Below are 21,659 nucleotides of genomic sequence, written 5' to 3'. Positions count from 1 at the left end.
ACGCCACATTCAGTTCGTTTTCTAAGTACCTAATTTATCTCGATTTTTTCCTTGCATCAGACTTCAGCGATGTGCGCTAAGTCTTTGAATTGTTGGAAAAAAACACGATTTTGGACGCCTGAAAACGCTTGACCCCGCAGGACCCGTCCTTTAAAGTGGGCGCCAGTGTGAAAAAGTGTCGTTTTGTGGGATTTTTTGGCAAGCCGCGCCAAGTTTCACCAAAAATAAAGACAAACTCCTGAGCGAAGGACCACCGTGTTTCAAGGCACGTCCGCGATAAATCTCGATGCCAAGGGCAGGATGAGTATCCCTGCCAAGCATCGCGACGTACTGGCTATCCAGTGCGAAGGACGGCTCACGCTCACCAAGGACCCGAGTGGCTGCCTGCTGCTGTTCCCGCGCCCCGTGTGGGAGCAGCACCGCGAGAAAATCGCCGCCTGGCCGATCCAGGCGCGCGCCTGGCAGCGTATCTACCTGGGCTCGGCCAGCGATGTCGATATGGACAGCGCCGGCCGCATTCTGATTCCGGGCGAGCTGCGCGCCGCTGCCGGTCTGCAAAAGGACGTGATGATGCTTGGCATGGGCGCCAAGTTCGAGATCTGGGACGCCGCCAAGCTGGCGCAGGACGAGCAGGCCGCCATCGCCGGCGGCATGCCCGACGCTTTGGCTAACTTCACTTTCTAAGGCAGGTCGATGACGCACCCGGCCCTGCCGCAATTTGAGCACCGCACGGTGCTGCTCCACGAAGCTGTGGCTGCCCTGAATCTGGCAGGCCCGCGCGCCGCCGGCACCTATGTCGACGGCACGTTCGGCCGCGGGGGCCACAGCCGCCTGATCCTTTCGCAACTCGCTCCCGGGGCGCGCCTGATCGCCTTCGACAAAGATCCGCAAGCCATTGCCACGGCCGCGCGCATCGACGATCCGCGCTTCTCCATCGTGCACGATTCGTTTGCCACGATGCGGGCGGCGCTGGAAGCGCGCGGCATCCACCAGGTCGACGGCATTTTGCTCGACCTCGGTATCTCATCGCCCCAGGTGGACGATGCGGCACGTGGCTTTTCCTTCCGCAACGACGGTCCGCTCGACATGCGCATGGACACCACGCGCGGCATGTCGGCGGCCGACTGGCTCGCCGTCGTGACTGAACAACAACTTGAGAAGGTGATTCGAGATTATGGGGAAGAACGGTTTGCTTTTCAGATTGCAAAGGCGATTGTTGCTCGCCGGGCAGTCGAGCCAATTTCAGGCACACGGCAGCTTGCCGGTATCGTGGCGGACGCAGTTAAAACCCGGGAAAAGGGCAAAGATCCGGCCACTCGCACCTTTCAAGCTATCCGGATTTTCGTCAATCAAGAGCTTGAGGACCTCGAAGCTGGGCTGAACGCCGCCTACGCCTTGCTGGCCCCGGGCGCGCGCCTGGCCGTGATCGCCTTCCACTCGCTGGAAGACCGCATGGTCAAGCAGTTCCTGGCCAGCAAAGCCAAGGCTCCCCAGCCCGACCGCCGCCTGCCGATCCGCGCCGAAGACCTGCCCCAGCCCGAGATGAAGCTGGTGGCCAAGCTCAAGCCGGGCGCGGACGAAGTGGCCGACAACCCGCGCGCCCGTTCGGCCGTGCTGCGCGTGGCCGAGCGCCTCGCCCTGCGGGAGGCCGCATGAACGGCAAGCTCAATCTGCTGCTGACGGCCGGCCTGGTGGCCAGCGCCGCCTCGCTGGTCAATGCCCAGTACCAGGCGCGCCACCTGTTCATCGAAGTCGAGCGCGCGAACAGCGAAACGCGCCAGCTCGACATCGAATGGACCCAGCTCCAGCTCGACCAGTCGACCCTGGGCAAGAGCGCGCGCATCGAGCAGATCGCGCGCACCGATCTGAACATGGTGCCGCTGACGGCGGCCCGCACCCAGTATCTGACGGAGAAGAAATGAAGCGCAGCGAGCGCACCCACCAGCAGCGTGTGGCGGCCGGCCAGGGCGTGAAATTCACGACCAGCCCGGTGCTGGCCGTGCGCATGCCGAGCTGGCGCTCGCGCTTCGTGGTGTTCGTGCTGTTCCTCGCCTTCGCCGCGCTGGCCGTGCGTGCGCTCTGGCTGCAGGGCATGTCGACCCAGTTCCTGCAGCGCCAGGGCGAAATCCGCTACGCGCGCACCTTCGAACTGCCGGCCACGCGTGGCAAGATCACCGACCGCAATGGCCAGGTGCTGGCCTCCTCGCTGCCGGCCAAGGCCCTGTACGTGGAGCCCGAAGTGCTGCGCGAAGCCCCGGCCGCCAAACTGAGCGAGCTGGCCAAGCTGCTCGAGATGCCCGAAGCCGAGCTGCGCAAGAAGCTCAGCGTGCAGCGCGACTCGGTGCTGATCAAGCGCCAGGTGGAGCTCGACGCGGCCGAGCAGATCGCCAAGCTCGATCTGCCCGGCATCGACCTGCGCAAGGACTACAAGCGCTTCTACCCGCAGGGCGAAGTGATGACCCACCTGGTCGGCTTCACCAACGTGGAAGACGTCGGCCAGGAAGGCATCGAACTCGGCCAGCAGAAGACCCTGGTCGGCCAGCCCGGCAGCCGGCGCGTGATCCGCGACCGCCTCGGCCGCATCATCGAAGACATCGGCGCCATGAAGGAGCCGCGCGACGGCAAGGACCTGACCTTGTCGGTCGACTCCAAGCTGCAGTACATCGCCTTCACCCAGATCAAGGAAGCGGTCCAGAAGTACAACGCCAAGGCCGCCGCCGCGGTGGTGCTCGACATCCACACGGGCGAAGTGCTGGCCCTGGCCAACTGGCCCTCGTACAACCCGAACGAGCGCTCGACCCTGACCGGCGAGCAGCTGCGCAACCGCGTGCTGACCGACACCTTCGAGCCGGGTTCCACGCTCAAGCCGCTGACCGTGGCCCTGGCCCTGGAGAACAAGCGCATCACGCCGGAGACGGTGTTCGACACCTCGCCCGGCCGCATCACCATCGGCGACCACACGGTGCGCGACTCGCACGCGCACGGCCTGCTGACGGTCAAGCAGATCATCCAGAAGTCCTCCAACGTCGGCATGTCGAAGATCGCGCTGCCGATGCCGGCCCAGGACATGTGGGAGATCTTCACCAAGTCGGGCTTCGGCCAGGCGCCCAAATTCGGCTTCCCCGGCGCCGTGGCGGGCCGCGTGCGCCCCTACAAATCCTGGCGTCCGATCGAGCAGGCGAATATGGCCTTCGGTCAGGGCATCTCGGTGTCGCTGCTGCAGCTGGCGCGCTCCTACATGATCTACGGGCGCGACGGCGACATCATTCCGCTGTCCTTCCAGAAGCTCAGCGAGCCGCCCCAAGGCACCCCGGTGATCTCGCCCAAGACGGCGGCCCAGATGCGCGAAATGCTGGAAATGGTGGTCAGCCCGGAAGGCACGGCGCCGCAGGCCCAGGTGCCCGGCTACCGCGTCGGCGGCAAGACCGGCACCGCCCAGAAGATCATCAACGGCCGCTATTCGCAGTCGCACTACATTGCTTCCTTCGTCGGCATCGCGCCGATGTCCAAGCCGCGCTTCGTGATCGCGGTGATGGTCGACGATCCGGTCGGCGCCGTGCACACCGGCGGCGGCGTGGCCGCGCCGACCTTCTCGCTGCTGGCCGCGAACGCCCTGCGCGCGGCCAATGTGCCGCCCGATTCTTCGGTCACCAATATCATCATCCCGGCCAACGCCATCGAGGAGAGCATGTGATGCGCGTGGCCGATATCTGCCAATGGATCCAGCGCCAGGCCCCGCAGGCCGGCATGACTTCGGACTCGCGCCGGGTGCAGCGCGGCGACGTGTTCTTCGCCTATCCGGGCGAGGCCGGCGACGGCCGCCGCTTCATCGAGCAGGCTATCGAAGCCGGCGCCAGCGCCGTGCTGCACGAGGCGGCCGGCTTTGAATGGAATCCGGCCTGGCAGGTCCCGCATCTGGCCGTGGCCGGCCTCAAGCCGCTGGCCGGCCCGATCGCCCATGCGGTGCTCGGCATGCCGGACCAGGGCATGTTCACCGTCGGCGTGACCGGCACCAATGGCAAGACCTCGTGCGCCGTCTGGCTCGGCCAGGCGCTGGCGCGGGCGGGCGACCCGTGCGCCGTGATCGGCACGCTCGGCGTCGGCCTGTTCCAGGGCCGCCAGGAAGCCCAGTTCGAGGAAACCGGCAACACCACGCCCGATGCGCTGCTGCTGGCCACGCGCCTGGGCGCCATGCGCGACGCCGGTGCGCGCGCGCTGGCGATCGAAGTCTCGTCGATCGGCCTGGTGCAGGAGCGCGCTGCAGGCATGCACTTCGACGTCGCCGTGTTCACCAATCTGACGCGCGACCACCTCGACTACCACAAGACCATGGCGGCCTATGAGGACGCCAAGCGCATGCTGTTCGACTGGCCCGGCCTGAAGACGGCCGTGATCAACCTCGACGACGCCGCCGGCCAGCGCTACTGCGCCCATGTGCGCGCCACCCGTCCCGAGGTGATGGTGATCGGCTATACCGTGCAGGACGCGAGCGCGCCCGCCGGCGTGAGCCTGCTGCGCGCCAGCCAGCTGCGCAGCCGCCACCTGGGCACCGAGTTCCATCTCGATTCGCCGTTCGGCGGCGCCAATGTGAAAACCCAGCTGGTCGGCCAGTTCAATGTGTCGAACGCGCTGGCCGTGCTGGGCGCGCTGCTGGCCCGGGGCCTGCTGCTGCGCAGCGCGCTGGACGCCATCGAAGCCCTGCTGCCGGCCCCCGGCCGCATGCAGCAGATCGGCGGCCAGGAGGCGCCGATGGTGGTGATCGACTACGCGCACACGCCCGACGCGCTGGAAAAAACCCTGAGCACCCTGCGCGCCGTGGCCGAGGAGCGCGGCGGCAAGCTGTGGTGCGTATTCGGCTGCGGCGGCGACCGCGATCCGGGCAAGCGCCCGCAAATGGGGGCGATCGCCCAGGCGGCCGACCACGTGCTGGTCACCAGCGACAATCCGCGCAGCGAAGACCCGCACGCGATCATCGGACAGATCGTGGCCGGCATGGACGCCGCCCACCCGGCCTCGAGCACCCAGTGCATCGAGGACCGCGCCGCCGCCATCCTGGCCGCCGTGCGCCAGGCCGGCAAGCAGGACGTGATTCTGCTGGCCGGTAAAGGCCACGAGCCCTACCAGGAGATCAAGGGCCGCAAGATGCCGTTCTCCGACGCCGACCACGCCCAGCTGGCGCTGTCGGCGCGCATGACCATGATGAGGCCAGCATGATGCAGTCGACCCTGGCCCAACTCGCTCCCCAGCTGGCCGGCGCCCGCGTGCACGGCCAGGCCGCGTTTGCCGGCGTTACCACGGACAGCCGCACGGCCGGTCCCGGCATGCTGTTCGTCGCCCTGCGCGGCGAGCATTTCGACGGCCACCACTTCATCGAGCAGGTCGGCCAGAAAGGCGTGGCCGCGGTGGTGGTGGAGCAGCTGCCGGCCGGCTGCACGCTGCCGGCCATCGTGGTGCCCGATACCCTGCAGGCCCTGGGCCAGATCGGCAAGGCCTGGCGCCGCCAGCATCCGATTCCGCTGATCGGGGTGTGCGGCTCGAACGGCAAGACCACGGTCAAGGAAATGATCGCCGCCATCCTGGCTGCGGCCTTCGGCGCCGAGGGGCGCCTGGCCACCAGCGGCAACCTGAATAATGAAATCGGCGTGCCGCTGACCGTGCTGCGCCTGGCGCCGCACCACCGCGCCGCCGTGGTCGAACTGGGCATGAACCACCCGGGCGAGATCGCGCGCCTGAGCGCCATCGCCGAGCCGACCATCGGCCTGGTCAACAATGCCCAGCGCGAGCACCAGGAATTCATGCACACGGTGGAAGCCGTGGCCATCGAAAACGGCGCCGTCATCGCCGCCCTGCCGGCCGATGGCGTGGCCGTGTTCCCCGGCGACGAGGACTTCACCCCGCTGTGGCGCAACCTGGCCACCAGCCGTGGCCAGCGGCGCGTGATCACCTTCGGCTTCGACATGCACTCGAATGTGTCGGGCGCCTGGGTGCCGCAGGATTTCGGCTCCACCCTGCATATCGAGATCAAGGGCGTGGGCGCGCCGCGCCAGCTGCGCGTGCAGCTGGCCGCCGCCGGTCTGCACAATGCGCGCAATGCGATGGCCGCCACCGCCTGCGCGCTGGCCGCCGGCATCAGCGACGAGGCCATCGTGCGCGGGCTGGAAGCCTTCGCCCCCGTCTCCGGCCGCCTGCAGCGCAAGCAGGCCGCCTGCGGCGCCACCATCATCGACGACACCTACAACGCCAATCCGGATTCGGTGCGCGCCGCCATCGACGTGCTGGCGCAGGCGAATGCGCCACGCATCCTGGTGCTGGGCGACATGGGCGAAGTCGGCGAGCAGGGCCCGCAATTTCACGAAGAGATCGCCGCCTATGCCCAAGGCAAAGGCATCGAGACAGTGCTGTGCACCGGTGAGCTGGCCCGCCATATGGCCGGCCACGGCGCGCGGCACTACCCGCAGTTCGACGACTTACTGGCAGCACTGGATTCACAACTGGGCAGCAAATCTGACGCAACTGTGCTGGTCAAGGGCTCGCGTTTCATGAAGATGGAACGCGTGGTCCAACACCTGCTGGATTCACCCACACTTGGCAAGGACGCCCACTGATATGCTGCTCTGGCTCGCGCAATACTTTCAACAGGATCTGGGCCCGCTCCGGATCTTCAACTACATCACCTTCCGCGCCGTGATGGCCACCATCACGGCCCTGGTGATCGGCCTGGGCGCCGGCCCGGCCGTGATCCGCACGCTGACCCGCATGAAGGTCGGCCAGGCGGTGCGCACCAATGGTCCCCAGACCCACCTGAAAAAACACGGCACGCCGACCATGGGCGGGGTGCTGATCCTGATCGCCATCGCCGTCTCGACCTTCCTGTGGTCGGACTTCTCGAACCGCCTGATCTGGCCGGTGCTGGTGGTGACCCTGGGCTTCGGCGCGATCGGCTGGGTGGACGACTACCGCAAGGTGGTCTACCAGGACCCGAACGGCATGAGCTCGCGCGAAAAATACTTCTGGCAGTCGCTGATTGGCCTGCTGACCGCCTTCTACCTGGCCTTCTCGGTGTCGGCCGCGACCCCGGCCGCCGTGGTTGAACTGTTCTTCCAGTGGGTGCAGTCGGGCTTCTCGATGGACCTGCCGCCCAAGGCCGACCTGATCGTCCCCTTCTTCAAGACGATCAGCTATCCGCTCGGCGTGTGGGGTTTCATCGTGCTGACCTACTGCGTGATCGTCGGCACCAGCAATGCCGTCAATTTCACCGATGGCCTCGACGGCCTGGCCATCATGCCGACCGTGATGGTGGGTTCGGCGCTCGGCCTGTTCGCCTACCTGACCGGTTCGGCCATCTACTCGAAATACCTGTTCATCCCACACATCCCGGGTGCGGGCGAGCTGCTGATTTTCTGCGGCGCGCTGGCCGGCGCCGGTCTGGCCTTCCTGTGGTTTAACACCCACCCGGCCCAGGTCTTCATGGGCGACGTTGGCGCGCTGGCCCTCGGCGGCGGCCTCGGCACTATCGCCGTCATCGTGCGCCAGGAGATCGTCCTGTTCATCATGGGCGGCGTGTTCGTCGCCGAGACCCTGTCCGTGATCATCCAGGTCAGCTGGTTCAAGTACACCAAGAAGCGCTACGGCGCCGGGCGGCGCGTGTTTTTGATGGCGCCGCTGCACCACCATTTTGAGCAAAAAGGCTGGAAGGAGACCCAGGTCGTGGTCCGCTTCTGGATTGTGACGATGATTCTGGTCCTGGTGGGCCTCTCGACGCTGAAACTGCGCTGATGAACTACGACGGCAAACTGGCACTCGTCCTCGGGCTCGGAGAATCCGGCCTGGCGATGGCGCACTGGCTGGCCCAGTGCGGTGCCCGCTTGCGCGTGGCCGACACGCGCGCGGCGCCGCAGCGCCTGGACGCGCTGCGTGCCAGCCTGCCGCAGGCCGAGTTTGTCGGCGGACCGCTGCTGCCGGCCCTGCTCGAAGGGGTCGACTTCATCGCCCTCAGCCCGGGCCTGATGCCCGAGCGCGAACTCAAGGCCCTGCTGCCGGCCGCCGCCGCGGCGGCGCTGCCGGTGTGGGGCGAGATCGAACTGTTCGCCCAGGCCCTGGCCGCGCTCAAGGCCGAACGCGGCTACGCGCCGAAAGTGCTGGCCGTGACCGGCACGAACGGCAAAACCACCGTCACCAGCCTGACCGGCCTGCTGTGCCAGCGCGCCGGCCTGAGCACGCGCATCGCCGGCAATATCAGCCCGGCCGCGCTCGACGTGCTGCGCGAGGCCCTGGCCGCCGACGACCTGCCGCAGTGCTGGGTGCTCGAGCTGTCGAGCTTCCAGCTGCACGCGACCTCGAGCCTGAACCCGGACGCTGCCACCGTGCTGAACCTGACCCAGGACCATCTGGACTGGCATGGCGACATGGCCGCCTATGCGCGCGCCAAACAGCGCATCTTCGGCCCGGACACCGTGCGCGTACTGAACCGCGACGACAGCGCCGTGATGGCCATGGCCGACGCCAATGCCACCTGCATCAGCTTCGGTCTGAACGCGCCGAGCGCGCCGAACTGCCTCGGCCTGGTGGCCGAGCGCGACGTCCAGTGGCTGACCCTGGCCGTGGCCAGCGAGGAGGGCGGCGAGAAGAAGCGCCGCAAGGGCGAGCCGGTGGAGCCGGTCGCCGTCACGCTGTCGCGCCTGATGCCGGCCGACGCCCTGCGCATCCGCGGTCTGCACAATGCCGCCAATGCCCTGGCCGCGCTGGCCCTGTGCCGCGCCATCGGCCTGCCGATGGCGGCCCTGCTGCATGGCCTGCGCGAGTACAAGGGCGAGCCGCATCGCGTCGAGCTGGTCGCCACGCTGGACGAGGTGGCCTACTACGACGATTCCAAGGGCACCAATGTGGGCGCCACCGTGGCTGCCCTGAATGGCCTGGGCAAAGCCTTCGGCGGCGAGCAGCAGAAGATCGTGCTGATCGCCGGCGGCGACGGCAAGGGCCAGGACTTCGCGCCGCTGGCCGATCCGGCCAGCCGCTACGTGCGCGCGGTGCTGCTGATCGGGCGCGACGCCCCGGCCATCCGCGCCGCCCTGGGCGCCAGCGGAGTGGAACTGGTCGACTGCGCCAGCCTGCCCGAGGCCGTGCAGGCCGCCGCCGCGCGCGCCCAGGCGGGCGACGCCGTGCTGCTGTCGCCGGCCTGCGCCAGCCTCGATATGTTCACCAATTACGCCCACCGCGCCCAGGTCTTCGTGGACGCCGTGCGCGAACTGGCGCTCGACAAAGGGATGGAGATCTGATGGCCTTCACCCTGCCTTTGCTGAAACCGGCCGACGCGCCGCCGCGCATGAATATCCGCGGCGCCCAGTCGAAGATGATGGAATACGACCAGCCCCTGTTCTGGGTCGTGTTCCTGCTGATGATGTTCGGCCTGGTGATGGTGTATTCGGCCTCGATCGCGCTGCCGGATTCGCCCAAGTACGCCAATTACAAGAGCTATGGCTGGGCCATGCGCCAGGCCGTGTTCGTGTCGGCCGGGCTGCTGCTTGGCCTGTTCGCCTTCCGCGTCAAGGTCGAGGAGTGGCAGCGCCTGGCGCCGCTGCTGTTCGTGGCCGCGCTGGTGCTGCTGGTGCTGGTGCTGATTCCGGGCCTGGGCACCAAGGTCAATGGCGGCAAGCGCTGGCTGAACCTGCGCTTCTTCGGCTTCCAGCCGTCCGAGCTGATGAAACTGGTGGCGGTGCTGTACGCGGCCGACTACACGGTGCGCAAGCAGCAGTTCATGAACCGCCTGACCAAGGGCTTCATGCCGATGGCCGCGGCGATCGGCTTTGTCGGCCTGCTGCTGCTGCTCGAGCCCGACCTCGGCGCCTTCGGGGTAATCGTCTGCATCGCCATGGGCGTGCTGTTCCTGGGCGGGATCAATGCGATCTGGTTCGGCGGGATCACGGCCGTGCTGGTGTCGATCTTCGGGGCCATCATCGCGCTGTCGAAATTCCGGCGCGACCGCATGTTCGCCTACCTCGACCCCTGGCAGGAAGACAATGCGCTGGGCAAGGCCTACCAGCTGACCCACTCGCTGATCGCCTTCGGACGCGGCGAGATTTTCGGCGTCGGCCTCGGCGGCTCGGTGGAGAAGCTGCACTACCTGCCGGAAGCGCACACCGACTTCCTGCTCGCCGTGATCGGCGAAGAACTGGGCCTGGTCGGCGTGCTGGTGACGATTTCGCTGTTCTACTGGATCGTCAAGCGCGCCTTCGACATCGGCCGCCAGGCCATCGTGCTCGACCAGCACTTCGCCGGCCTGGTCGCCAAGGGCATCGGCATCTGGATCGCCACCCAGACCTTCATCAACATGGGCGTGAACCTGGGCCTGCTGCCGACCAAGGGCCTGACCCTGCCGCTGATGAGCTATGGCGGCACCGGCATCGTCATCAACTGCCTGGGGCTCGCGATTCTGCTGCGCGTCGACTACGAGAACCGCATCAAGATGCGCGGAGGACGCCTATGAAGCGCCTGATGATCATGGCGGCCGGTACTGGCGGCCACATCTTCCCCGGCATCGCCATCGCCGACACCATGCGCGCGCGCGGCTGGACCGTGACCTGGCTCGGCACGGCCGCCGGCATGGAACAGGAACTGGTGCCGCGCCACGGCATCCCGATGGACAGCATCGATTTTTCGGGCATGCGCGGCAAGGGCCTCGGCCACACGCTGCGCGGCGCCGTCAAGCTGGTGGCTTCGTTCTTCCGCTGCTTCGGCCTGATCGGCGCGCGCCAGCCCGACGTGGTGCTCGGCATGGGCGGCTATGTGTGCGTGCCGGGCGGCCTGATGGCGCGCCTGCGCGGCAAGCGCCTGGCCCTGGTCAACGCCGACGCGGCCCTGCTGCTGTCGAATAAAACCCTGGCCCCGCTGGCCGACCGCCTGCTGATGGGCTTCCCGGCCGATGTCGGCGGCGCCGCCGCCAAGACCATCGTCACCGGCAATCCGGTGCGCGCCGAGATCCTGGCCGTGCCGGCGCCGGCCGCGCGCTTCGCCGGCCGCAGCGGCGTGCTGCGCATCCTCGTGGTCGGCGGCAGCCTCGGCGCCAAGGCCCTGAACGATGCGGTGCCGGCCGCGCTGGCGCGCATCCCGGCCGAGCAGCGTCCGCTCGTGACCCATCAGTCGGGCAAGAAGAACATCGCCGCCCTGCGCGCCGCCTACGAGCAGGCCGGGGTGACGGCGAACGTGGTCGACTTCATCGACGACATGGCCAGCGCCTACCGCGACGCCGACCTGGTGATCTGCCGCGCCGGCGCCATCACCGTGTCCGAGCTGACCGCCGCCGGCGTGGCCAGCGTGCTGGTGCCGTTCGTGGCCTCGACCACCAGCCACCAGCGCGACAACGCCGAGTGGATGGACAAGAACAAGGCGGCGCTCCACGTGCCGCAAGCGCAATTGCACCCCGAGCAGCTGGCTGCGCTGCTGCAGGGCCTGGACCGGGCGCAGTGCGCCGCCATGGCCGCTGCCGCGCACGCCCTCGGCAAGCGCGACGCCAACGCGGCGATCGCCGAGGTGCTCGAACAACTGGCAGGACAGGCATGAAGCACAAGGTCAAACATATTCACTTCGTCGGCATCGGCGGCAGCGGCATGAGCGGCATCGCCGAGGTGCTGCACAACCTGGGCTACACGGTGTCCGGCTCCGACCTGGGCGACACCGCCGTCACCCAGCGCCTGGCCAGCCTTGGCATGCGCGTCGCGCAGGGCCATGCGGCCGCCAATGTGCAGGACGCCGACTGCGTGGTGATCTCGGGTGCGGTGCCGGCCGATAACCCGGAAGTGGCGCTGGCGCGCGAGCAGGGCATTCCGCTGGTGCCGCGCGCGATCATGCTCGGTGAGCTGATGCGCCTGAAGCGCGGCATCGCCATCGCCGGCACCCACGGCAAGACCACCACCACCAGCCTGGTGGCCTCGGTGCTGGCCGCCGGCGGCCTCGATCCAACCTTCGTCATCGGCGGCCGTCTGAACAGCGCCGGCGCCAACGCCAAGCTGGGCACCGGCGAATACATCGTGGCCGAAGCCGACGAATCGGATGCCTCCTTCCTGAACCTGGCGCCGATGATCGAGGTGATCACCAATATCGACGCCGACCACATGGACACCTATGAACACGACTTCGACAAGCTGAAGGCGGCGTTCGTGCAGTTCACCCAGCGCCTGCCGTTCTATGGCCGCGCCATGCTGTGCATCGACGATCCGCACGTGCGCGCCATTCTGCCGCAGGTGAGCAAGCCGGTCACCACCTATGGCTTCAGCGAGGACGCCCAGGTGCGCGCCTCGAACGCGCGCGCGGTCGGCACCCAGATGCACTTCACCGTGCACCAGAAGGGCTATCCGGATCTGGACGTGGTGCTCAATCAGCCCGGCATGCACAATGTGCTCAATGCCTGTTCGGCGGTGGCGATCGCGCGCGAAATCGGCGTCGACGACAGCGCCACCCAGCGCGGCCTGGCCGAATTCACCGGCGTCGGCCGCCGCTTCACGCGCTATGGCGAAGTGGCCCTGCCCAGCGGCGGCAGCTTCACCCTGGTGGACGACTACGGCCACCACCCGGTCGAAACCGAGGTGACGCTGAAGGCCGCGCGCGCCGCCTATCCGGGCCGGCGCCTGGTGCTGGCCTTCCAGCCGCACCGCTACACGCGCACGCGTGACCTGTTCGAAGATTTCGTCAAAGTGCTCGGCATTCCCGATGTGCTGCTGCTGGCCGAGGTGTACGCCGCCGGCGAGCAGCCGATCAAGGCGGCCGACGGGCGCGCGCTGGCGCATGCGCTGCGCGCGCGCGGCAAGGTCGAACCGATCTTTGTCGAATCGATCAATGACATGCCCGCCACCATCCTGAATGTGGCGCGCGACGGCGACGTCGTGATCACCATGGGTGCGGGCTCGATTGGCGGCGTTCCCGCCAAACTGACGCAACAAGCAAAGGCATAAGCATGACGACCATCGATCCCAAAGCGCTCGGTAAAGTCGGCGTCCTGTTCGGCGGCAAAAGCGCCGAGCGCGAAGTCTCGCTGATGTCCGGTAGCGGCGTGCTGGCCGCCCTGCAAAGCCAGGGTGTGGATGCGCATGCCTTCGATCCGGGCCAGCAGTCGCTGGCCGAGCTGGCCGCGGCCGGCTTTGACCGTGTGTTCATCGCCCTGCATGGCCGCTTCGGCGAAGACGGCACGATCCAGGGCGCGCTCGAACTGCTCGGCATTCCCTACACCGGCAGCGGCGTGATGGCCTGCGCCGTCGGCATGGACAAGATCACCACCAAGAAGCTGTGGCAGCAGCAGGGCCTGCCCACGCCCGACTACGCCGTGCTGACCCCGGACAGCGATCTGCAGGCGGTGGCCGCGACACTGGGCCTGCCGGCGATCATGAAGCCGCCGCACGAAGGCTCGACCATCGGCATCACCAAGGTCGAACAGCTCGACGCGCTGCAGGCCGCCTACGAGGCCGCCGCCCGCTTCGACGACGAAGTGCTGTGCGAGCAGTTCGTCAGCGGGCGCGAATTCACGGTGGCCGTGCTGGGCGCCGGCAAGGATGCGCGCGCGCTGCCGATCGTCGAGATCCGCGCCCCGCAGGGCAACTACGACTACAACAACAAGTACTTCACCGACGACACCCAGTATCTGTGCCCGGCCCCGCTGGACGCGGCCCTGACCGAGCGCATGCAGCGCTATGCGGTCGAGGCCTACCGCGCGGTCGGCTGCGAGGGCTGGGGCCGGGTCGACGTGCTGCTGCGCGAAAGCGACCAGCAGCCCTTCCTGCTCGAAGTGAATACCTCGCCCGGCATGACCGGACACTCGCTGGTGCCGATGGCCGCGCGCGCGCTTGGCATCAGCTATGAACAACTGTGCCTCGAGATTCTGGCGACGGCACGCCTGAAAACGGTGAAAGGCTAAAGCGCCATGTGGCAGGACGCACGCACCCTCAACGCGACGGCGACGGGCCTGTTTGCCCTGACCCTGCTCGCCTGTGTGGCGTCGTGCGTGTGGTGGCTGTCGCAGCGCCCGATGTTCACGCTGCGTACGATCCGCGTGGAAGGCCTGGCCGGCGCCGAACTGAAACACGTGAACGAGCTGACCCTGCGCCAGAACGCGATCGGCAAATTCAAGGGCAACTTCTTCACCACCAATCTGGAGCAGGTGCGCACGGCTTTCGAGTCGGTGCCCTGGGTGCGCCGCGCCTCGGTGCGGCGCGAGTGGCCGAACCAGCTGATCGTGGCGATCGAGGAGCATGAGGCGCTCGGCACCTGGGGCGAAGACGGCGCGCTGCTGTCGGTGAAGGGCGATGTGTTCACCGCCAACCTGGCTGAGGCGGACGAGGACCATCCGCTGCCCGCCTTCAGCGGCCCGGCTGGCAGCGAGAAGGAAGTGCTGGCCCGCTACGGCGAATTGCGCAGCTGGTTCGCGCCGCTGAAGCTGACGCCGGAAGAAGTCAATCTGTCCTCGCGCTATGCGTGGACGGTGAAGCTGGATAACGGCATGAACGTGGCCCTGGGCCGGGAGCAGGACCACCGCATGCTGAAGGACCGCGTGGCGCGTCTGGTCACGATCTGGCCGCAGCTGACCGAGCGCGTGCAGAACATCACCTCGGTCGACATGCGCTATCCGAACGGGCTGGCGCTGGCCGCGGCCGATCTGCACGTGCCGGCCGATGGCAAGCAGCCGGTCCGTCCGGTTAAGAAAACGAGCAACACCAAAACCAAGCACACATAAGTAGGGCGAAGCACATGACAAAAGACGCGAAAAACCTGATCGTCGGTCTCGATATCGGTACCTCCAAGGTGGTGGCCGTGGTGGCCGAGGTGATGCCTGACGGGCGCCACGAAGTCATCGGGCTTGGCCAGCACGAGTCGCGCGGCCTGAAAAAGGGCGTGGTGGTGAACATCGAAGCGACCGTCGAATCGATCCAGAAGGCGCTCGAAGAAGCCGAGCTGATGGCCGACTGCAAGATCCGCAATATCTACGCCGGCATCGCGGGCAGCCATATCCGCTCCTTCAATTCAAGCGGCATGGTGGCCATCAAGGACAAGGAGGTCACGGCCACCGACGTGGCGCGCGTGATCGAGACGGCCAAGGCGGTCAACATCTCGACCGACCAGCAGCTGCTGCACACGGTGCCGCAGGAGTTCATCGTCGACAACCAGGAAGACGTGCGCGAGCCGATCGGCATGAGCGGCATCCGCCTCGAGGTGCGCGTGCACATCGTCACCGGCGCCGTCTCGGCCGTGCAGAACATCGTCAAGTGCGTGCGCCGCTGCGGCCTCGAAGTGTCGGACCTGCTGCTGCAGCCGATGGCCTCGGCCGAAGCCGTGCTGACGGCCGATGAAAAAGAACTCGGCGTGGTCCTGATCGACATCGGCGGCGGCACCACCGACATCGCGGTGTTCGCCGACGGCGCCATCCGCCACACGGCCGTGATCCCGATCGCCGGCGACCAGATCACGAATGACATCGCGATGGCGCTGCGCACGCCGACCGCGGAAGCCGAAGAAATCAAGATCCGCTACGGCGTGGCCAAGCAGGTGCTGGCCGATCCGGGCGAGTACCTGGAAGTGCCGGGCCTGGGCGACCGCGGTCCGCGCACCCTGAGCCGCCAGGCCCTGGCCGCCGTGATCGAGCCGCGCGTCGAAGAGCTGTTCGCGATGGTGCACCAGGTGGTGCGCGAGAGCGGCTACGAAGGCGTGATCTCAAGCGGCATCGTGCTCACCGGCGGCACCGCCATCATGCCGGGCATGGTGGAACTGGCCGAAGACATTTTCCTCAAGCCGGCGCGCCTTGGCACGCCGGAGTATCGCGGCCAGCTGGCCGACGTGGTGCGTAGCCCGCGCTATGCCACCGTGCTCGGCCTGCTGCTGGAAGCGAAGAAGCAGTACCTGCGCGGGCATATCGTGACGCGCCAGGATGGGTCGATGAAAGCCGTCTGGGAGCGCATGAAGGAGTGGTTCTTGGGGAATTTTTAAGGCGGTGGGTAGTGGTAGTGGCAGTTCTTGGGTGGTACACAAAATCTATTAAAACGTAACGCAGTTTTCAAGCCTCAGTTCTGGTTGTCCAACGAGGCCTGGGGCTTGGAAGCCGCAATTTGATTCAGGAGTTCATCATGGAGTTTGATATGGTCGATAACGCAGCACTGGGCACTATCATCAAGGTCGTCGGCGTCGGTGGCGCCGGTGGCAACGCGGTCCAGCACATGATCAACAAGGGCATGAGCAGCGTCGAATTCATCGCTGCCAACACCGACGCGCAGGCACTGCGCATGTCGACCGCCCACAATGTGATCCAGATCGGCGAGACCGGCCTGGGCGCCGGCATGAAGCCGGACGTGGGCCGCGCCCTGGCCGAGGAATCGCGCCAGCGCATCGAAGACGCCCTGCGTGGCGCGCACATGGTGTTCATCGCGGCCGGCATGGGCGGCGGCACCGGCACCGGCGCTGCCCCGGTGGTGGCCGAAGTGGCCAAGTCGCTCGGCGCCCTGACCGTGGCCGTGGTGTCCAAGCCCTTCTCCTACGAGGGCAACAAGTGCATGAATATCGCCGAAGACGGCCTGGATGAACTGTCCAAGCACGTCGACTCGCTGATCGTCATCCTGAACGAGAAGCTGGAAGAGATCTACGAAGACGAATCGATGATGGAGTGGATGGCCCACGCCGACGACGTGCTGAACAACGCCGTGGCCGGTATCGCCGAGATCATCAACGTCCCGGGCCACATCAACGTCGACTTCAACGACGTCAAGACCATCATGGGCGAGCAGGGCAAGGCCATGATGGGCACCGCCACCGCTTCCGGCGTCGACCGCGCGCGCGTGGCCGCCGAACAGGCGATCGCCTCGCCGCTGCTGGACGGTGTCGACCTGTCGGGCGCGCGCGGCGTGCTGGTCAACGTGACCGCCTCGCGCAGCCTGAAAGGTAAGGAAATCAAGGAAGTCATGGCTGCCGTGCGCGCCTTCGCCGCCGATGACGCCTCGATCGCCCAGGGTATCGCCTACGACGACAATATGGGCGACGAACTGCGCGTGACCGTGGTCGCCACCGGCCTGGGCAAAGCCAAAAAGACCGTCCAGCTGGTGCAGACCCCGATGCTGCGCACCGGTACCCACAACGCTCCGGTGATGGGCACCAATGCCATCGGCGGCACCACCATCGGCATGGGTTCGGCCAGCGTCGGCGGCATGGATTCGCCGCTCAAGCAGCCGGCCGTGTGGCGCCGCGAAACGGCCTCCGAGCAGGTGGCCGCGCTGGCCCGCAATGGCATGGAGACCTATGACATTCCGGCCTTCCTGCGCAAGCAAGCCGACTAAGCCATGATGACGGGCGCGCCGGCCCTCGACCAGCCGGCGCGCCACCCCACCCAAGAACGGCGGGTCCCGCAACCCGCTGCCCGGCGCTTCGACCACGCCGGGCAGCGGGACGGGACCCGCCGCCCCATTGTTTTCATGGTCTTTCCTGCAAGGGTGCGCGACTTCGGGCATACTCGCGGTTCGCGACGGCGCACTGTGCGCCCTTTCCCAACCAATGCAAGGAGTCACCCATGACCATCCAGATCGGCGACCGTCTGCCGGAAGGCCAGCTGGCCGAATTCATCGACGTCGAAACCGAAGGCTGCAGCCTCGGCCCGAATACCTTCAACGTGTCCGACCTCGTCAAGGGCAAGAAGATCGCCATCTTCGGCCTGCCGGGCGCCTACACCCCGACCTGCTCGGCCAAGCACGTGCCCGGCTATGTGCAGCATGCGGCCGAACTCAAGGCCAAGGGCATCGACGAAATCTGGTGCATCTCGGTCAACGACGCCTTCGTGATGGGCGCCTGGGGCCGCGACCAGAAAGCCACCGGCACCGTGCGCATGATGGCCGACGGTAATGCCGCCTTCAGCAAGGCCCTGGGCCTGGACGCCGACTTCTCCAAGTTCGGCATGGGCACCCGCTCGCAGCGCTACTCGATGGTGGTGGAAGACGGCGTGGTCAAGCATCTGAACGTGGAGCAGGGCGGCGCCTTCGAAGTCTCGAACGCCGAAACCATGCTCAAGCAGCTGGGCTAAGCGTCGGCCCACAGCAGGATCGAGCGGCGCTGCGGCGCCGCTTGTCGTTTACCAGTGTGCGCGGGTATTCAGGCCCGCGCGCACGCAGCCACCGGAGCCCCCGCATGACCCGCCACCAGGCCAATCTGCGCAGTATCTACGCCATGTTGTGTGCCGTCGCCTGTTTCTCGGTGATGGACACCACGATGAAGCTGCTGGCCGCCCACTATCCCTCGGTCCAGGTGGCGGCGCTGCGCGCGATTGTCGCGCTGCCGCTGGTGGCCGCGTATGCGCTGCTGCGCGGCGCCGGTCCCACGCTGCTGCAGGTGCGCTGGGACCTGCAGCTGCTGCGCGGCGCGCTCGGGATCGGCATGCTGTCGCTGTTTGCCTTTGGCCTCAAGCGCCTGTCGCTGGCCGAGGCCTACACGATCTTCTTCGTCGCCCCCGGCATGGTGACGGCGCTCTCGGTCTGGGTGCTGAAGGAGCGCGTCAACGCCGGCCGCTGGATCGCCATCGTGATCGGCCTGCTCGGCGTGATCGTGGTGCTGCGCCCGAGCGGGGCGGGGATGCTGACCCTGGGCGGGCTGGCCATCGTCGGCGCCGCCGTCGCCTATGCCGTCTCCGCCATCAGCGGCCGGATCCTGGCGCGCACCGACCGCCTCGAGCACATGATGTTCTGGCTGATGCTGCTGATGGCCATCGGCGCCGGCGCGCTGGCGGCGCCGGGCTGGGTCAGCGTGCGCGCGGCCGATGCCGGCGTGCTGCTGGTGCTGGCCATTTCCGGCTTCTTCGGCCAGATCGCCATCACGCGCGCGTTTTCCAGCGGCGAGGCCTCGGTGGTGGCGCCCTTCGAGTACACGGCCCTGGCCTTTGGCGTGGCCATCGACTGGCTGATGTGGCAGGCCCTGCCCGACGGCACCACCCTGCTCGGCGCCGCCATCATCATCGGAAGCGGGCTGTATTTGGTGCGCAATGAGCGCAACCACGTCGAGTCCGAGCACCCCTGATTATTCCCGACTATAATGCCCGGATGCTCAAGCAACGCACCATCAAACAAGTGATCCGCACGACCGGCGTCGGTCTGCACAGCGGCACCAAGGTCGAACTGACGCTGCGCCCGGCGCCGGCGGGCAGCGGCATTGTGTTCCGCCGGGTCGACGTCGACCCCGTGGTCAGCATTCCGGCCAGCGCCGACGTGGTCGGCGACACCCGCATGGCCTCGGTGCTGATCAAGGACGCCGCGCGCGTGTCGACGGTGGAGCATCTGATGAGCGCCTGCGCCGGCCTCGGGATCGACAATCTGGTGGTCGATGTGAGCGCCGAAGAAATCCCCATCATGGATGGTTCGGCCGCCAGCTTCGTGTTTTTGCTGCAGCAGGCCGGCCTCGAGGAGCAGGACGCGGCGCGTGAATTCATCCGCGTGCTGCGCCCGATCGAAGTGCGCCAGGGTAGCGGCGCGCACGAGAAATGGGCGCGTCTGAGCCCGCTCGACGGCTTCAAGCTCGACTTCTTCATCGAATTCAATCACCCGGCCGTGGACGGCACCGCGCAGCGCGCGAGCGTCGATTTCGCCGAGGTCTCCTACGTGCACGACGTGGCGCGCGCGCGCACCTTCGGCTTCATGCAGGACGTGGAAAGCCTGCGCGGCATGGGCCTGGCGCGCGGCGGCTCGCTCGAAAACGCCATCGTCATGGATGAATACCGCATCCTCAACAGCGACGGCCTGCGCTACGACGACGAATTCGTACGCCACAAAATCCTCGATGCGATCGGCGACCTTTACCTGGTCGGCAAACCGCTGCTGGCTCATTACACGGCCCATAAATCGGGCCACGCCCTGAACAACGAACTGCTGCGTGAGCTGCTGCGCCAGCCGGACGCCTACGAGATCGTCTCCTTCGACGAAGTGGCGAATGCGCCGGCCGCCGTGGTGCGCCAGCTGGCGCGCGAATGGGCGTTTAACTGAGTTTCAGCGGCAGCGGGCGCAGGGCGGTGGCGCTGCGCCAGGCCCATTCGAGCGGCCCGTAGCGATAGCGCGCCAGCCACCAGCGGCTGGCCCAGGCCAGGGCGCCGAAGCACAGGGCGCCCAGCAGCAGATTGAGCGCCTGCGGCGTTTTCTGCACGAGCCCCAGACCGATCCCATAGAACAGCAGCAGGCCGCACACGGTCTGGGCCAGATACACGCTCAGGCTCATGCGCCCGGCCGGCAGCAGCCAGGCCAGGCGCGCATGCCAGTGCGGCTGCGCCATCAGCAGCGTGAGCCCGGCCACGTAGATGGTCACCATGCCGAGCGTGTGCACGCTGCCGAACAGGCCGAACACCAGCGCGCTCAGCGGCGAATGCCACTGGAAGGCCGCCGCCAGCATATGGAAGACGATGGCCACGGCCAGCATGGCCAGCTGGCCCAGCAGGCCGGCCAGCGCCGCCGTGCGCAGGCCGTGGCGGTATTGCTGGGGCGCCTGCAGCCAGCCATTGCGGGCGACCCACAGGCCGAGCGCAAACATCCCAAACGTCATCGCCAGACGGCCGCTGCCGACCTGGAAAGCGAGCTTGGCCGGCTGCGCCTCGAGATGAAAGCGCAGCAGTTCGGCCAGGCTCCCATGCTGCAGCACGCGCAGATAGGCGTGCGGATCGAACAGCTCGGGCAGGGGCGGCAGATCGGCCACGGCGGCGACGATGTCCCAGCAGATGCCAGGCAGGTTGAGCACCAGGGCAAAGGCCAGTGGCAGCAGCACCTCATCGTCGGCGCGGCGCAGCGCCATCAGGCCAAAGCCCAGCAGCGCGAAGATCAGCAGGATGTCGCCCAGCCAGAACAGGCCGTGCAGCACGCCGAGCAGCAACAGCAGGACCAGGCGCCAGGCGTAGCGCAGGTCCGGATGGCGTTCGCGCCGCCCGTAGGCGCTCATCTGCAGGTAGAAAGAAAAGCCGAACAGAAACGCGAACAGGGCATAGGCCTTGTTGCTGATGAAGCTCTCAACGACTTGCATCAGGGCGCTGCTGAGCGCATCGGACGGCGCAGGCGGCAGCGGCCCGGCGGCGAAGCCATCGGCGAAATGGACGAGGGCGATGCCGGCCAGGGCCAGCCCGCGCAGGGCGTCGATGTGGGCGAGGCGTTCCTCAGCCACGGCCCTGGCGGCGCGCGGTCAGGCGCTGCAGCGCGCCGATCAGCGTGGCGTTCTGGGCCGAAGGTTCGAGCGTGTGGGCCAGCTCATCGAAGGCGCGCACGGCGGCCGGCGACAGTTCGAGCGAGCCGGCGCGGGTTTCCGGCGCCGGCGGCGGCATCACCTGCACTTTCAGGCGCACCTGCTCGACGGCCCAGCCGCGCTGGCCGAGGGCCTGCTGCAGTTTCAGGGTCTGCTGTTTGAGTTTGGCGGCAACCGCCGCGTTCGGCACGGCCAGCACCAGGCAGCCGCTCTCGAAGGACAGCACGGCCGCCAGCTGGGCCAGTTGCGGCAGCACGGCGGCCACATCGCGCTGCAGGCGGGCCATGCGTTCGGCGGCCGGCAGCAGGCGCGCCAGGCGCGCATCGCCGCGCAAAAAATGGCTGGCCCCAAAGGCCGTCGGCTTGTCGCGCGTGCCGAAGATCGTATAGGGACGTTGGCTCATGGCCCGAACATTACCACAGAATAAAATCGGGGTCAGA

Annotated in this window: 20 protein-coding genes; 18 read left to right on the top strand and 2 right to left on the bottom strand. The window is 67.1% G+C overall.

Going from position 1 to position 21,659, the window contains the following annotated elements:
* Nucleotides 1–255 precede the first annotated feature (255 nt).
* From mraZ to lpxC, 18 genes are all read left to right on the top strand, one after another.
* Nucleotides 256–684 (top strand): division/cell wall cluster transcriptional repressor MraZ, encoded by a 429-nt coding sequence (gene mraZ, locus LZ005_RS13400; RefSeq protein WP_237808579.1) that lies wholly within the window; start codon nucleotides 256–258, stop codon nucleotides 682–684.
* Between the two features lie 9 nt (nucleotides 685–693).
* Nucleotides 694–1,656 (top strand): 16S rRNA (cytosine(1402)-N(4))-methyltransferase RsmH, encoded by a 963-nt coding sequence (gene rsmH / locus LZ005_RS13395; RefSeq protein WP_237808578.1) that lies wholly within the window; start codon nucleotides 694–696, stop codon nucleotides 1,654–1,656.
* The gene (ftsL, locus tag LZ005_RS13390) at nucleotides 1,653–1,922 is read left to right on the top strand and encodes a cell division protein FtsL (RefSeq protein WP_237808577.1); all 270 of its coding nucleotides are present in this window, start codon (nucleotides 1,653–1,655) and stop codon (nucleotides 1,920–1,922) included. Before rsmH ends, ftsL begins: the two co-directional genes overlap by 4 nt.
* On the top strand, nucleotides 1,919–3,694 hold the full coding sequence (locus LZ005_RS13385) for a penicillin-binding protein 2 (protein ID WP_237808576.1): 1,776 nt from the start codon (nucleotides 1,919–1,921) through the stop codon (nucleotides 3,692–3,694). Before ftsL ends, LZ005_RS13385 begins: the two co-directional genes overlap by 4 nt.
* Nucleotides 3,694–5,214: a UDP-N-acetylmuramoyl-L-alanyl-D-glutamate--2,6-diaminopimelate ligase gene (locus tag LZ005_RS13380; protein WP_237808575.1), complete on the top strand. Its 1,521-nt coding sequence runs from the start codon at nucleotides 3,694–3,696 to the stop codon at nucleotides 5,212–5,214. Before LZ005_RS13385 ends, LZ005_RS13380 begins: the two co-directional genes overlap by 1 nt.
* Nucleotides 5,214–6,605, top strand: a complete 1,392-nt coding sequence (gene murF / locus LZ005_RS13375) for a UDP-N-acetylmuramoyl-tripeptide--D-alanyl-D-alanine ligase (protein ID WP_237808755.1) — start codon at nucleotides 5,214–5,216, stop codon at nucleotides 6,603–6,605. Before LZ005_RS13380 ends, murF begins: the two co-directional genes overlap by 1 nt.
* A 1-nt stretch (nucleotide 6,606) precedes the next feature.
* The gene (gene mraY, locus LZ005_RS13370) at nucleotides 6,607–7,776 is read left to right on the top strand and encodes a phospho-N-acetylmuramoyl-pentapeptide-transferase (protein WP_237808574.1); all 1,170 of its coding nucleotides are present in this window, start codon (nucleotides 6,607–6,609) and stop codon (nucleotides 7,774–7,776) included.
* Nucleotides 7,776–9,275 carry a UDP-N-acetylmuramoyl-L-alanine--D-glutamate ligase gene (gene murD / locus LZ005_RS13365; RefSeq protein WP_237808573.1) on the top strand — a complete coding sequence of 500 codons (1,500 nt, stop codon included), beginning with the start codon at nucleotides 7,776–7,778 and terminating at the stop codon, nucleotides 9,273–9,275. The genes mraY and murD overlap by 1 nt, the downstream gene beginning before the upstream one ends.
* Nucleotides 9,275–10,483 carry a putative lipid II flippase FtsW gene (ftsW, locus tag LZ005_RS13360; RefSeq protein ID WP_373889333.1) on the top strand — a complete coding sequence of 403 codons (1,209 nt, stop codon included), beginning with the start codon at nucleotides 9,275–9,277 and terminating at the stop codon, nucleotides 10,481–10,483. The genes murD and ftsW overlap by 1 nt, the downstream gene beginning before the upstream one ends.
* Complete coding sequence (gene murG / locus LZ005_RS13355) at nucleotides 10,480–11,556, top strand: undecaprenyldiphospho-muramoylpentapeptide beta-N-acetylglucosaminyltransferase (protein ID WP_237808572.1); 1,077 nt, start codon at nucleotides 10,480–10,482, stop codon at nucleotides 11,554–11,556. Before ftsW ends, murG begins: the two co-directional genes overlap by 4 nt.
* A complete protein-coding gene (gene murC, locus LZ005_RS13350) occupies nucleotides 11,553–12,944 on the top strand; it encodes a UDP-N-acetylmuramate--L-alanine ligase (protein ID WP_237808571.1) in 1,392 nt (463 codons plus the stop codon). The genes murG and murC overlap by 4 nt, the downstream gene beginning before the upstream one ends.
* Before the next feature lie 2 nt (nucleotides 12,945–12,946).
* Nucleotides 12,947–13,900 carry a D-alanine--D-alanine ligase gene (locus LZ005_RS13345; protein ID WP_237808570.1) on the top strand — a complete coding sequence of 318 codons (954 nt, stop codon included), beginning with the start codon at nucleotides 12,947–12,949 and terminating at the stop codon, nucleotides 13,898–13,900.
* A gap of 6 nt (nucleotides 13,901–13,906) precedes the next feature.
* The gene (locus tag LZ005_RS13340) at nucleotides 13,907–14,716 is read left to right on the top strand and encodes a cell division protein FtsQ/DivIB (protein ID WP_237808569.1); all 810 of its coding nucleotides are present in this window, start codon (nucleotides 13,907–13,909) and stop codon (nucleotides 14,714–14,716) included.
* Between the two features lie 14 nt (nucleotides 14,717–14,730).
* On the top strand, nucleotides 14,731–15,963 hold the full coding sequence (gene ftsA / locus LZ005_RS13335; RefSeq protein WP_237808568.1) for a cell division protein FtsA: 1,233 nt from the start codon (nucleotides 14,731–14,733) through the stop codon (nucleotides 15,961–15,963).
* 137 nt (nucleotides 15,964–16,100) lie between these two features.
* Entirely contained in the window at nucleotides 16,101–17,300 is a 1,200-nt protein-coding gene (ftsZ, locus tag LZ005_RS13330) for a cell division protein FtsZ (RefSeq protein WP_237808567.1), read from the top strand.
* Nucleotides 17,301–17,530: 230 nt separating this feature from the next.
* A complete protein-coding gene (locus LZ005_RS13325) occupies nucleotides 17,531–18,037 on the top strand; it encodes a peroxiredoxin (RefSeq protein WP_237808566.1) in 507 nt (168 codons plus the stop codon).
* 104 nt (nucleotides 18,038–18,141) lie between these two features.
* The gene (locus LZ005_RS13320; RefSeq protein WP_237808565.1) at nucleotides 18,142–19,023 is read left to right on the top strand and encodes a DMT family transporter; all 882 of its coding nucleotides are present in this window, start codon (nucleotides 18,142–18,144) and stop codon (nucleotides 19,021–19,023) included.
* 23 nt (nucleotides 19,024–19,046) lie between these two features.
* Nucleotides 19,047–19,982, top strand: a complete 936-nt coding sequence (lpxC, locus tag LZ005_RS13315) for a UDP-3-O-acyl-N-acetylglucosamine deacetylase (protein WP_237808564.1) — start codon at nucleotides 19,047–19,049, stop codon at nucleotides 19,980–19,982.
* On the opposite strand, the gene LZ005_RS21895 is transcribed toward lpxC, so the two are convergent.
* Together LZ005_RS21895 and LZ005_RS13305 are read right to left on the bottom strand one after the other, a co-directional pair.
* Nucleotides 19,975–21,141, bottom strand: coding sequence for a DUF418 domain-containing protein (locus LZ005_RS21895; protein ID WP_237808563.1), 1,167 nt, complete (start codon nucleotides 21,139–21,141; stop codon nucleotides 19,975–19,977). The two genes, lpxC and LZ005_RS21895, sit on opposite strands and share 8 nt — an antisense overlap.
* Complete coding sequence (locus LZ005_RS13305) at nucleotides 21,134–21,622, bottom strand: DciA family protein (protein ID WP_237808562.1); 489 nt, start codon at nucleotides 21,620–21,622, stop codon at nucleotides 21,134–21,136. Before LZ005_RS13305 ends, LZ005_RS21895 begins: the two co-directional genes overlap by 8 nt.
* Between the last annotated feature and the right edge of the window lie 37 nt (nucleotides 21,623–21,659).

The sequence above is a fragment of the Massilia sp. TS11 genome (genome assembly GCF_022012445.1).
GTDB lineage: Bacteria > Pseudomonadota > Gammaproteobacteria > Burkholderiales > Burkholderiaceae_D > Telluria.
Note: the sequence above shows the minus strand (reverse complement) of the source record. Positions and strands in the feature narration are given on the sequence as shown.